General features: G+C 52.2%; 11 protein-coding genes and 1 pseudogene. All 12 read left to right on the forward strand.

Annotated elements, in window-relative coordinates; genetic code table 11:
* The first annotated feature begins 112 nt into the window (after positions 1 to 112).
* The 12 genes and pseudogenes from IRJ17_RS04965 (at position 113) to IRJ17_RS05020 (ending at position 12,469) form a co-directional block, all read left to right on the forward strand.
* Complete coding sequence (locus IRJ17_RS04965) at positions 113 to 823, forward strand: response regulator transcription factor (protein ID WP_242773513.1); 711 nt, start codon at positions 113 to 115, stop codon at positions 821 to 823.
* A gap of 3 nt (positions 824 to 826) precedes the next feature.
* Positions 827 to 2,233, forward strand: a complete 1,407-nt coding sequence (locus tag IRJ17_RS04970; RefSeq protein ID WP_242773516.1) for a sensor histidine kinase — start codon at positions 827 to 829, stop codon at positions 2,231 to 2,233.
* Positions 2,234 to 2,556: 323 nt separating this feature from the next.
* Positions 2,557 to 3,945, forward strand: a complete 1,389-nt coding sequence (locus tag IRJ17_RS04975; protein WP_122962293.1) for an amino acid permease — start codon at positions 2,557 to 2,559, stop codon at positions 3,943 to 3,945.
* Between the two features lie 191 nt (positions 3,946 to 4,136).
* Complete coding sequence (locus IRJ17_RS04980) at positions 4,137 to 5,186, forward strand: LLM class flavin-dependent oxidoreductase (protein ID WP_122962294.1); 1,050 nt, start codon at positions 4,137 to 4,139, stop codon at positions 5,184 to 5,186.
* A 168-nt stretch (positions 5,187 to 5,354) separates the two neighbouring features.
* On the forward strand, positions 5,355 to 5,882 hold the full coding sequence (locus IRJ17_RS04985; protein WP_122962295.1) for a hypothetical protein: 528 nt from the start codon (positions 5,355 to 5,357) through the stop codon (positions 5,880 to 5,882).
* Positions 5,883 to 5,886: 4 nt separating this feature from the next.
* Positions 5,887 to 6,810: a helix-turn-helix transcriptional regulator gene (locus IRJ17_RS04990; RefSeq protein WP_242773518.1), complete on the forward strand. Its 924-nt coding sequence runs from the start codon at positions 5,887 to 5,889 to the stop codon at positions 6,808 to 6,810.
* A 125-nt stretch (positions 6,811 to 6,935) separates the two neighbouring features.
* Positions 6,936 to 7,559: pseudogene (locus IRJ17_RS04995) on the forward strand (alpha/beta fold hydrolase); the annotation flags it as partial.
* A 93-nt stretch (positions 7,560 to 7,652) separates the two neighbouring features.
* Complete coding sequence (locus tag IRJ17_RS05000) at positions 7,653 to 8,498, forward strand: DUF2785 domain-containing protein (RefSeq protein ID WP_242775216.1); 846 nt, start codon at positions 7,653 to 7,655, stop codon at positions 8,496 to 8,498.
* Between the two features lie 217 nt (positions 8,499 to 8,715).
* Positions 8,716 to 9,495 (forward strand): DeoR/GlpR family DNA-binding transcription regulator, encoded by a 780-nt coding sequence (locus IRJ17_RS05005; protein ID WP_173597228.1) that lies wholly within the window; start codon positions 8,716 to 8,718, stop codon positions 9,493 to 9,495.
* Positions 9,496 to 9,523: 28 nt separating this feature from the next.
* On the forward strand, positions 9,524 to 10,387 hold the full coding sequence (locus tag IRJ17_RS05010; RefSeq protein WP_242773521.1) for a class II fructose-bisphosphate aldolase: 864 nt from the start codon (positions 9,524 to 9,526) through the stop codon (positions 10,385 to 10,387).
* A 43-nt stretch (positions 10,388 to 10,430) separates the two neighbouring features.
* Positions 10,431 to 11,522 (forward strand): bifunctional phosphoglucose/phosphomannose isomerase, encoded by a 1,092-nt coding sequence (locus tag IRJ17_RS05015; protein WP_242773524.1) that lies wholly within the window; start codon positions 10,431 to 10,433, stop codon positions 11,520 to 11,522.
* A gap of 2 nt (positions 11,523 to 11,524) precedes the next feature.
* Positions 11,525 to 12,469, forward strand: a complete 945-nt coding sequence (locus IRJ17_RS05020) for a 1-phosphofructokinase family hexose kinase (protein ID WP_242773527.1) — start codon at positions 11,525 to 11,527, stop codon at positions 12,467 to 12,469.
* The last annotated feature ends 16 nt before the right edge of the window (positions 12,470 to 12,485 follow it).

Genomic DNA, 12,485 nt, shown 5'->3' on the forward strand with positions numbered 1-12,485 from the left:
AGTCTTTTTGCGCCTTTTCTCTATGGAAGAACGGCTTGGCTTGCTAAATGGAGGGCGGTCAGGCATACTCTCACATAAAAAGGGTTCGGTTTTTAAAGGAGGCGAAGCGGCAATGTCCGGGAAAAAGGTACTGATCATTGACGACGAAGAAGATATTTTGAAGCTGATTCAAACGGTTCTGAAAAAAGAAGGGATCGAGCACGTCTGGACTTCGACCACCGCCAAGGACGGCCTGGCTCAATTTCAGGAGAAAAAGCCTGACCTCGTGCTGTTGGACATCATGCTGCCAGACGGAGAAGGTTATGAAGTATGCAAACAAATCAGAGGCTTTTCCAAGGTGCCGATTTTGTTCATCTCCGCTAAAACCGAGGAAATTGATAAAATTTTGGGCTTTGCCATTGGCGGCGATGACTATATTACGAAGCCGTTCAGTCCCAAGGAGCTTGCCTACCGGGTCAAAGCGCAACTGAGAAGAGCCGATTATGCGGTCGTTGAGCCTGTAGTTGAGGAAGACCCTGTGTTCAAGGCTGGGCCGTTTGAGCTGGACCCGCAAAAAGCAGAGCTTTTGAAGAACGGCAGTCCGATTGACTTGAAGCCGAAGGAGCTTGGGCTGATAAAGGTTTTTTTGGCAAACGCCAACAAAGTCATCAGCAAGGAAAAGCTGTACGATACGGTCTGGGGCGAGGATTTTATCGGGATCGACAACACCGTCATGGTGCACATACGCCGACTGAGGGAAAAGATCGAGGACCAGCCTTCTTCTCCCGAATATTTGATTACCGTGAAGGGTTTAGGTTATAAACTGGTGATCGAGGAGCAGTGATGGATGAAGTGGAAGGTCACAGGACGGTATTTGCTGTCCGTTGTCTTGGTTGTGATTTTGGTTATTTTCATCAATTTTTTCGTTATGCTGGGATTATTTATTGCTCAAAAAGGCTTCGACGTCCCGATTTTTCAGGATCAGGCGGCTTCTCCCGAGCAATTTACGAGAGAGTTTGAGCAGCGGCTCGATCTAGCGGGAGACAGCATCGCGATAACCGCAGAAGGAAAAGACGAGCTGCAAAAGAAAAACGCCTGGCTACAGATTCTGGACGAAAACGGCAATGAAGTGTTGACTTACCGAGTGCCCGCCGGACTAAAGAAGCACTACACGCCCGCAGACATGATTCAAATGTACAAATACCAGGAAGTAGATGGGGATACGACCGTTTTCGTCGGGGAAAAGGCAAGTGCAGCAAAGCGCTACAGCTACTTGATCGGGATTGAAAACCGCGACTTGAACAGGTACGTCATTTTCTACGACAACCAGGTTATCTTGCGCGCATTCAATGTAGGGCTCATCATTTTTATGATCGACATCCTGATCGCTTTGTGGATTGGCTATTGGTTCAGCAAGCGGCTTACGCAGCCTATGCATTCGCTGATCGACGGGATCAAGCAGTTGGCAAACAATCAGTTTTACGTCCATTACAAACCGGAAGGCGTCTACCAGCACGTATTCGATAACTTGAATCAGCTGTCGCACCAGTTGCAGGCGAACGAAAAGGAGCGCAAAAAGCTCGATCAATTAAAAGAGGAATGGATCGCCAACATTTCCCACGACATGAAGACGCCGCTTGCTTCGATTCAAGGCTACTCGGAAATGATCAAGGACCCGGACTATCAGTTTACATGGGACGAGATCAGGGAGTACGCAGGAATTATCGAGAAAAAGTCAGTGTATATCAAAGAAGTCATCGAAGACCTCAATTTGACGACACGCTTGCGGAACAAAGAACTGTCCATTCAAAAGAAGACGGTCAACATCGTTACCCTTTTGCGCGGCATCGTGATCGACATCCTGAACGATCCCAAGTATGCGAAGCGCCACATTGAGTTTACGGTAACCGAAGAGTTCATCCCAGTGGAAGTCGACGAAATCTTGATGGTGAGAGCGATCAACAATCTGATTTACAATGCGATCGTCCACAATCATGACGAGGTAAAAATCGAGGTGCGCGTGGAAAAGCAAGAACGCGTGCATATCTCGATCAAGGACGACGGGAAAGGGATCAAGAAGGCGGAACTGGAACGGATTTTTGACCGCTACTACCGAGGAACGAACACAGGCGATGCCCACAAAGGATCGGGGCTTGGGATGGCGATCGCACGCGATATCATCGACGCACACCAAGGCGAGATTGTCATCAGCAGCGAAGAAGGACAGGGGACGTCGATTGAGATTGTGTTGTAAGACGTAGACTAAGGCGAGACACCTGCATAAGGTGTTTTCTTTTTGTGCAAAAGAATTTATTTTATCTATAATATATTTTTTAATTTTATATAATCCGAATATATTGATTTACCAGCTATTTTTCCAGGGAATATAATTGTTATTATCAAAAAAACGTATTACAATAAACAAGTGTTGCTGAAGTAAAGCATTAATAGGGAGAAGAATAATCTGACCAACTATTAGGAATGCTTTACAAGAGCTCACATGAAGTGGATGGTTTGCCCATGTTCCACAGTTTTCTGAGCATACGCTAGCCAAGGCAGAGAGGAAGAAGAACCGAAGTGGAAAACAAAGAATTGAAAAGGGGTCTGGAAGCTCGTCACATTCAGATGATCGCTTTGGGCGGCACGATTGGTGTAGGGCTATTCATGGGCTCTGCAAGCACGATCAAATGGACAGGTCCATCCGTAATGCTTGCTTATGCAATTGTAGGAATTTTTATATTTTTTATCATGCGCGCCATGGGAGAAATGCTGTATGTGGAGCCAAGCACTGGCTCATTCGCAACTTTCGGGCATAAGTACATTCATCCGTTAGCTGGTTATTTGACGGCCTGGAGCAACTGGTTTCAGTGGGTAGTCGTCGGGATGTCGGAGATTATCGCGGTCGGGGCGTATATGAAGTATTGGTTCCCTGATTTGCCAGCCTGGATTCCCGGGATTATTGCCATGGTGATTTTGGGCGCAGCGAACTTGTTCTCCGTTAAATCGTTTGGTGAGTTTGAGTTCTGGTTTGCCATGATCAAGATCGTTACGATTGTGTTGATGATTATTGCCGGACTTGGCCTGATTTTCTTCGGAATCGGCAACGGCGGTCATGCGATTGGCTTATCCAATCTGTGGGAAAATGGCGGTTTCTTTACCGGCGGCTGGACAGGCTTTTTCTTCGCTTTGTCATTAGTGATCGGGGCTTATCAAGGGGTTGAGTTGATCGGGATTACGGCTGGTGAGGCAAAAGATCCGAAGAAGACGTTGACCAGCGCGATCCAGAGCATCATTTGGCGGATTCTGATTTTCTACATCGGTGCGATTTTTGTAATTGTAACCGTTTACCCGTGGGATCAATTGCAGTCGATCGGCAGTCCGTTCGTAGCGACGTTTGCCAAGATCGGCATTACCGCAGCAGCGGGACTGATTAACTTCGTAGTCATCACAGCAGCGATGTCTGGCTGTAATAGCGGGATTTACAGTGCGGGCCGCATGCTGTATACACTCGGTGTCAATGGACAGGCGCCGAAAATTTTCACCAAGCTGTCCCATAACGGTGTGCCGCTTTTGGGAACGATCGGTGTTCTCGTCGGCTTGGGTGTCGGCGTCATCCTGAGCTATATCGCGCCGGAAAATCTGTTTGTGTACGTGTACAGCGCGAGCGTGCTTCCAGGGATGATTCCTTGGTTTGTGATTTTGATCAGTCAAATCAGATTCCGCAAACAAAAAGCGGCCGAACTGGGCAACCATCCGTTCAAGATGCCGCTTGCTCCACTGACGAACTACATTACCATCGCCTTTTTGCTGATGGTGCTGGTCGGAATGTGGATCAACGATGACACGCGCATCTCGCTGATTGCCGGGATCGTGTTCCTGGGGATCGTGACACTTAGCTTTTACGCTTTTGGCATTAACAAAGCCGTTCCGCTGGATGAGCAAGCACAAAGCGGCGAGCGAAAATAAGTATGCAGCAGAAAGGGACATCAGCGACGATGTCCCTTTTTTTATTTAGACGCGACATGTACGACACGCATTCGAAAAGCGGAAAAGTGGAAGGCTGATGGAGGGAATGCAGTTGCAGACTTGAAATTTAAGATAGAGATTCTTAAAATAAAGATATTATTCGGAGCGAGAAGAAGAGGGAGGGCTTTGTGGTGGAGATTGGCATTAGCACGTTTGTAGAGACGACTCCTGATGCACAGACAGGTGAGGTCATCAGCCATGCGCAACGATTGCGGGAAGTCGTCGAGGAAATTATTTTGGCCGATCAGGTAGGACTGGATGTATTCGGCGTGGGCGAGCATCATCGCGAAGATTTTGCGGCGTCTTCACCTGCGATGGTGCTTGCGGCTGCTGCGCCACAGACCAAACGGATACGGTTGACCAGCGCAGTTACCGTGCTGTCGTCTGCTGATCCGGTGCGGGTTTTTCAGGATTTTGCTACACTCGACGCGATTTCCAACGGGCGTGCAGAGATCATGGCGGGTCGAGGTTCTTTTATCGAGTCTTTTCCGTTGTTCGGTTATGACCTGAACGATTACGACGAATTGTTCGAAGAAAAGCTGGAGCTGCTGCTGAAAATCCGCTCGTCGGAAAAGGTGACCTGGCGAGGCAAGCATCGTCCGGCCATTCAAAATCTCGGCATTTATCCGCGGCCAGTGCAGGACCCGTTGCCCGTCTGGATTGGCAGTGGCGGGAATACGCAGTCGGTGATCCGGGCAGGACTGTTGGGACTTCCGCTCGTTCTCGCGATTATCGGAGGGCGTCCGGTGCAGTTTGCGCCGTTAGTCGAGTTGTACAAGCGAGCAGCGATCCAGGCAGGCCACGACCCGCGAAAGCTGAGCGTGGCTTCCCATTCACACGGGTTTGTCGATTGGAACACGGAAGCGGCAGCGGACAAATTTTTCCCGCCAACCCAGCAAGTGATGAACGTACTCGGACGGGAGCGCGGCTGGGGGCATTACGACCGATCGAGCTTTGACGCGGCGAGAAGCTTTGAAGGCGCGCTGTATGTCGGCGACCCGGAGACGGTGGCAGCGAAAATCATTCACCTGCGCAAACAGGTCGGGGTTACCCGCTTCATGCTGCACGTACCTGTGGGCACGATGCCGCACGACCAGGTTATGCAGGCAATTCGGCTCCTGGGCAGCGAAGTCGCACCGCGCGTACGCGAAGAGGTTGCGAAGTGGGAAGCGACTCAGTGAGTACATTCGGGAAGAGCGCAAGGCAGTCGTTGCATCAGGCAACAGGCTGTCTTGTTCTTTTTTTTTCGTCCAAATGTTTTTTCGAGCGAAAAAGGGAGAGACATAAATGGCAGATGAATCGTATAACTTGTAAGCAAATTCCAATCTGTCCATAAGGGTGAGTTTCCAGTGAAAAAAGCGCTCATCGTCTGCTTTGCGTTGGTCGTCGTGGCGGGCTTGCCAGGTTGCAGCCCGGAACAAGCCGCCAATCAGAGTCCAGTAACCATATCGGAAGGCAAAGGCACGTCCCAAGTGGAGGAAGCACAAAATTCTCCCGAGTATAATCAAATCTTCAACTATATGAAGGAAGAATCGAAAAAGGCTTTCTCCGCGCATTACGAATTGCTCGGTTTCGAGTTGTCTGATTATCAGGAGTCGAATGTGGCAGGAAAGGTGGAAGCTACTTTTGGCTACAAAGTGATGTACAAAAATTTTGACAAAGACCCGGACACCGTCGCCTACATCAAGGAGGCAAAAGAAAAGGGCGATCCCCACTATCAGCAGCTTCACGATGAATATTTGCAGCAAAAAGAAATGAATTTTCAACTGAAAGCCGTCATCGAAAACGCCGATTCGGTCACGCTTTATACCAATGTGAATCCGAAAGGGATACAATGGGAGAAGGTTGTCATGTCTGATTTTATTTTGGAGAAGTAAGCGAGTGCGAGTAAACCGATTGTTATCCATGCTGCTCATTTTATCGCAAAAAGGGATGGTCACCGGAAAAGAGCTTGCCGACCATTTTGAGGTTTCCTTGCGAACGATTTATCGGGATATCGAAAAAATAGGGGAAGCAGGCATTCCCATTGCTTCGCTTGGAGGACGGGGCGGAGGGTACTACTTGATGGAACATTATCAGGTAGACAATCTGTTTCTGAACAAAGAAGAAGCCAATCTGTTTCTGGCAGTAGTGAACGATCTTGATTTTCTGTTCGGCAAAAATGAGGCGTTTAACGATGTGCTGCTCAAGCTCGGGCATACATGGAAAAGGGACAGTGGCGCCGCAGACAAGTGGAGCGTGGACATGTCCCATTTCAGCATGGAAGAGGAGCTGAGAGAGTACCTGCTGCTCATGAATCGGGCGATCACAGAAAACAGGCTGCTTCACTTCGAATACATCAACAGAAACATGGATGCTGCGTGCCGAGTGGCAGAGCCTGTGCAGATCGCGTTTACGTCCGGGCACTGGTTTCTCGTTGCCTTTTGCCGGGTTCGCAATCAGTACAGAAGGTTCAAGCTCGTGCGGATGAGGAACCTGACCATCGGGGAAGTTTTTGCAAAAAGAGCGGCTTCCCGAGAAGAGATCGCAAAAACGATCGAAGCGAGCTATCAGGAACGCGGGGTTACGGTGACATTGCGGTTTTCCAGCCGGATTGGTGAACAGCTCACCGAGTATTTTTCCAAAGAGAGTATTACTAAAGGAACGGACAGTCAGTACATCGTAGTGAAGTCGTTCCCGTATGAGGAAGGGCTGCTGAAGTTCATTCTGGGCTTTGGCAAGGACTGCGAGATTGTCGAGCCTCAATCGCTGCGGGAAGAATTAAAAGAATACGTTCGGGAACTGATGCTTTCCTACAATGGCTGACAGACTGGTGTCAGTCATTTTGTTTTATAGTGGGGGTGTGAAGACAATGGCTGGTGAAACGGATGTGATCAGGCATGACAAACTCGCTTTCCTGCACAACAACATGGCTGCGGCGTCAGGGGCGCATGCTTTACTGTCGCTACTCGTTGCGACAAGACGCTCCTGCGGTTATTTTCATAGCGGGTTTGGGAGATAGCTGCGAGACGTGGGATAAGGTGCAAGCCCGGATCGCGCAGATGGCATCGACCTTTTCCTGTGACAGGGCGGGCATCGGCAAAAGCGAGGCGGCCGCCAAAGTTCCCCGGACTTGTGCTGACTTGGTGGAGGAGCTTTGCGAGCTGATAGCGCAGACCCCCGTAAAGCCGCCCTATATTTTGGTCGGCCACTCGTTTGGCGGATTGGTCGCCAGGCTGTTTGCCAGCCGCTTCCCGAAACTGGCAGCAGGCATGGTACTGGTCGATGCAGCCGTCGAGTATAAAGAGCTTGCTTATGAAAAAGTGCTGCCCGCCGCGTTGATCGCGGAAAATCGGGCGTATTTGGAAAATCCGCTGTTGAACCGGGAGCAGATTGATAAACCGCAAAGCTACAGGCAAGTCTCGGCGCATACAGGCGTGAGCCGTATGCCTTTAGCGATCTTGATGCGGGGTCGGCCAGATTACGCACAAAATGATTGGCCCCACGAGGAAGTCTTGCAGATTGAACAGCAGTTGCAAGCCGATTTTCAAAGACTGTCGACGGCGAGCCGGATCAAGGTAGCCAAGGATAGCGGACACGAAATTCATCATGACGACCCTGATCTTGTGGCGGAAGAAATTACGATAATCGTGAATGAGGTGCGAAAAATGAGCGAAATCAAGCAGCAATTTGTCCGGGATATAGAGAGAATCGCAGCGAATCAGTATCAGCTTGATGCAGGTGAAAAGCCGGGGGACTTCGTGGAGCTGATGCTGCAATACATCGGCGACCCCGATCCACAGTTGCGGGATGAATCGATCTATCCGACGTTTTACGCCTGGATTCATCGCGAAAACAAGTTCACAGAGGGCGAGCTGCGCCGTTTGCTGCTCGTGTTGACGGATGAGCAGCATTTGTTTTATCAAATTGGCAGCGCCGGGGATGACAGCGTGTTTACGCGAACTTTTTCTGTCCTGCCGATCGCTTTGATTTTGGGACAGCATCGGAAGCAGCCTTTTCTCGATCAGACCGATTTCGAGCATGTCAAACGGGCGCTGCTGCGGTATTACAGGGAGGAGCAAGATTTGCGCGGCTATGTTCCCGAGGGCGGCTGGGCGCACAGCGCGGCTCACGGAGCGGATGCGTTGGACGAGCTGATTCAGTGCCCGGAGAGCGATGAGGCGTTGCAGCTGGAGGTGTTGGACGCCATTGCCGGGATGCTGCACAACGGCGCGCATATTTTTTGCGAGGAAGAGGACGAGCGGATGGCGACGATTGTCCATACGATGCTTGGAAAAGAGTTGCTGCCGATTGAGCGGATTGCCGATTGGATAAACAGTCTGGCTGAGTGTGGCAACTGGCCGCGGAGCCGCAGCCAACGCATCGCCCAGGTGAACAGCAAGCAATTTTTGCGTGCGCTCTTTTTCAGAAAAACAGGGCCGCAGAGCTGCGATCAGCGTGTCGCAAGCGCAATAGTGGGCGCAGAAGCGAAGCTGAACCGATTTGCGGAGTGAAGGGCTTGGGGAAGACAAAAACACAAGGACACTTTCGATTCCATGCGGAGGTGTCCTTTTGGCATGTTTGCTTCTGCGCAAAATGATTGTGTGAAATTTTCTGAATACGGTTTGACATTCTTTTTTCTCGGGTGATATGATCTAAATGAAATAAAACGAAAGTATACAAAATAAAACGAAAGACAAAATAATCGCTGTAGTAAGGAAGTGAAGCATCATGCTGGCAGCTGAACGGCACAGCAAAATACTCGAGCAATTGAGAGCGGAGCAAAGCGTGACAGTCAGCGAACTCAGTCAGGCTCTCGATGTATCGGAAGTGACGATTCGCAAAGATTTGATCAAGCTGGAAAACGACGGGCTGTTGACGCGCATACACGGAGGGGCGACGATCACTGACTTTCTCCCTGTGGAACGCAGTTTTACCGAAAAGCTCGCGGAGCGCAGCGAAGAGAAGCTGGCGATTGCCCACCAGGCGCTATCCCACATCCAGCCTGGCGACACGATCATGATCGGCGCCGGAACGACGACGATGGAGCTGGCCAAGCTGCTGCGCGGGATGAACGATCTGACGGTAGTCACCAACGCGGTCAATATCGCGATGGAGCTGAACAGCCAGGGAAAACATCACGTCATTTTGATCGGCGGGGAGATGCGGCACAAGTCGTTTGCGCTCGTTGGCTCTGTTGCCGCAGAAAACTTGCGCAATCTGTCTGTCTTCAAATGCTTCATCGGAGCCGATGGCATCCATCCGGAGCATGGACTGACCACATTGAACCTGGCCGAAGCGCAGATCAACCAAGTAATGATGGAGCGGGCGAGAAAAGTGTACGTGCTGGTCGACTACAGCAAGTTTGGCGAAACGCATTTAGCCAAATTTGCCGGAGTGTCTGACGTGGACCGGATCATTACGGATGCAGCCGCACGCCCTTTTGTGGAAAGGTACGTAGAGCTTGGCATCAACCTGGAGCTGGCCAGTCCGCAAGGGGTATCGAGATGAAGCTGAGCAAGGGAATGGGGGAATCGTTATGGCGTTAGTATCATCGACACAAATGCTTGGGGAAGCGCGGGCGGAAGGGTATTGCGTCGGGGCGTTCAACGTTCACACGCTGGAAATGCTGCAAGCGGTAGTGGAGGCGGCAGAGGAAGCGAACGCGCCGCTGATTTTGCAGACGACGGTTGGGACGGTGCGGCATCTGGGACCGGAGTATGTGGCTGCGATGGCCCGGGTGGCGGCTGAGCGCGCTCGGGTGCCGATTGCCCTGCATCTCGACCACTGTCAGGAGGAGGAGCTGATCGCCCGGTGCATCAAGGCCGGGTATACATCGGTCATGATTGATGCCTCCATGCACCTTTTTGCGGAAAACGTGGAGCGGACGCAGCGGGTGGTGACATTGGCGCGGGCTTTTGGAGTCAATGTGGAAGCGGAGCTTGGCAAAGTCGGCGGGGTCGAGGACGATCTGGTCGTGGATGACGCAGACGCTTCTCTGGCTGACCCGCTCGAATGCGAGCGTTTTATGGAGCTGACAAAAGTCGATACGCTCGCACCAGCGATTGGGACGGCTCACGGAATCTACAAAGGGGAGCCGCGCATTGATTTTGTCCGACTGGAGGAAATTGCCCGGCGCGTCCCGGCACCGCTAGTGTTGCATGGCGGCTCCGGGATTCCTGAAGCGCAAGTCAAACGGGCTGTCGCGCTGGGGATGGCGAAAATGAATGTGGCGACAGAGCTGCGCATCGCCTTTTCCAATGCGATTAAAGCAACGTTCGAGGAGCACCCAGCAGAAAACGATCCGCGCACCTACATGAAGCGGGCCAAGCAAGCCGTGAAGGAAGTGGCGCTCGCCAAGATGGAGATGTGCGGTTGCACGGGAAAAGCGTTGGTCAGGTAAGGATAAGCCAAAACAAGCGATAGCGAGGAAAGGGACGATTGGCATGCGTATCAATCTGGATGATGTGAAGGTTTTGCAAGAGCTGGATACGATTCGGGCGTTGCAGGACACAGAAGCGTATGAGGAGCAGTTCCAGGCAGGTCTGAAATTATCTGATGATTTCGATGTATCAAACATTTCTGCTCCGGTTGAAAATATTTTGGTATTGGGCACGGGCGGCGGCTCGGCTGCGAGCGTCAACCTGATCAAATCGTATTTGTTTGACGAGCTGCAAGTCCCGCTGCAACTGAATCAAGGCTACACGATCCCGGCTTTTGTCAACGAGCGCACGCTTGTGATCGTCGTCAGCCACTCCGGCAACACCGAGGAAGTGGTTAGCGGATATGAGGCCGCGATTGCCAAAGGCGCGCAAGTAGCTGTCATCACCGCAGGCGGAACGGTGCTCGACATGGCGCGGGAAAATGGGCATGCATACTTGCTTGTGCCGGGCGGAATGATGCCGCGGATCGTGCTCGGCTATATCTTTTTGCCGATCCTCGCCATCCTGACGAAGTTGCAGCTTGTTTCCGACAAGCGCGCCGAGGTAGAGGAGACGATTGCCCTGTTTCGGGCCTGGAAGCAGGAATACGGGCCAGATTCGCCGATCGAGCAAAACGAAGCGAAGCAAATCGCGGTGGAGCTGGATGGGCTGGTGCCTGTTGTGTACGGAACGCTGCCTTATTTTGATGCTCCGGCCTGGCGCTGGAAAAATCAGTTGGGGGAAAACAGCAAGCTGATGGCTTTTTGGAACGCCATTCCGAGCTTGCATCACGACGAGGCGGTCGGCTGGGATTCTCCTGCGGCTCTTTTGAAAGGCTTTCATTTTACACTGATTCGAGATTGCGAGGACAGCGAAAAGACGGTGAAGCGGGTAGAGATTAGCGCGGATATTTTGCGAGAGCGCGCAGGGGCGGTGCGGGTTGTGCATTCGCGCGGCGAGTCACGTTTGGCCCGGTTGTTTTCCATCGTTTATTTGGCTGACTTTGTCTCCTTGTATGCTGCCTTGATTAGAGGTGTTGACCCTACCCCTGTGGAGGTCATCAATTTGTTTAAACAAAAAATGGGGCAGCCGCTCGTGACCGTGCAGGTGAAATAGCCATGCTCGTCACAGTGACGCTGAATGCGGCGATCGACAAAACGTACCGCCTCGCTCATTTTCGCGCGGGGGAACTGCATCGCACTCAGGAAGTATGGAGTTTGCCGGGGGGAAAAGGCATCAATGTAGCGCGGGTCGCGAATACGCTGGGCCAAAAGGTAGTGACGAGCGGGTTTGTGGCGGGGCATAACGGGAGGTTCATCGCCGAAGGATGCAACCGCGAAGGGATAGCCACCTCGTTCGTCGAGGTGCAGGGAGAGTCGAGGCTGTGCCTGACTTTTCTCGACGAGCAGGCAAAAACGGTGACGGAAGTATTGGAACCGGGGCCAGCGGTTGGAGCGGATGAGCTGGCTTTGCTGCAAGCGAGGTTGACGCGCTTGGCACAGCAAGCGACGTATGTGGTTTTTTCCGGGAGCTTGCCGCGCGGACTTCCGGTGAACACGTACGCCGTACTCATAAAAGGGCTGGCTTCCTCGGGAGCCAAATGTGTTCTCGATACGAGCGGTGCGGCGCTGGCAGAAGGGATCGGGGCAAAGCCTGAGTTGATCAAGCCGAATCAGCCCGAAGCGGAGGCGATTCTCGGCTACTCGCTGGACAGTGACGATGCCCGGTACCGAGCCGTTCGCGAGCTGTGCAGTCGTGGCGCCAAGCGGGTGCTGCTCTCGCTGGGACAGGAAGGAGCCTGGTTCGGCGATCAAGACCAGACATGGCGCATCTCGGCTGTCCCGTTGACCGAGGCGGAAGTGAACAACACGGTAGGGTGCGGCGATTCGTTGCTTGCCGGAGTGCTGACCGGGCGCATGCGCGAGCTGGCATGGCCGGACGCAATCCGGTTGGGCATGGCTTGCGCTGCTGCGAATACAAGCTCGTTTGGGGCAGGCGTGGTGACGGCCGAGGCCGTTCAGAGCATGATGAACAGGCCGATGCATGTGGAGCAGGTTGGGTAAAGGAGAGGAGGGAGTG

Source organism: Brevibacillus parabrevis (assembly GCF_022701015.1).
Classification (GTDB): Bacteria; Bacillota; Bacilli; order Brevibacillales; family Brevibacillaceae; genus Brevibacillus; species Brevibacillus parabrevis.

Bases quoted from the DNA above. Each gene is read 5' to 3' on its own strand.
- IRJ17_RS04965 (WP_242773513.1), top strand. From the start codon at position 113: ATGTCCGGGAAAAAGGTACTGATCATTGACGACGAAGAAGATATTTTG.
- IRJ17_RS04970 (WP_242773516.1), top strand. From the start codon at position 827: ATGAAGTGGAAGGTCACAGGACGGTATTTGCTGTCCGTTGTCTTGGTT.
- IRJ17_RS05000 (WP_242775216.1), top strand. From the start codon at position 7,653: ATGAGCGAAATCAAGCAGCAATTTGTCCGGGATATAGAGAGAATCGCA.
- IRJ17_RS05005 (WP_173597228.1), top strand. From the start codon at position 8,716: ATGCTGGCAGCTGAACGGCACAGCAAAATACTCGAGCAATTGAGAGCG.
- IRJ17_RS05010 (WP_242773521.1), top strand. From the start codon at position 9,524: ATGGCGTTAGTATCATCGACACAAATGCTTGGGGAAGCGCGGGCGGAA.
- IRJ17_RS05015 (WP_242773524.1), top strand. From the start codon at position 10,431: ATGCGTATCAATCTGGATGATGTGAAGGTTTTGCAAGAGCTGGATACG.
- IRJ17_RS05020 (WP_242773527.1), top strand. From the start codon at position 11,525: ATGCTCGTCACAGTGACGCTGAATGCGGCGATCGACAAAACGTACCGC.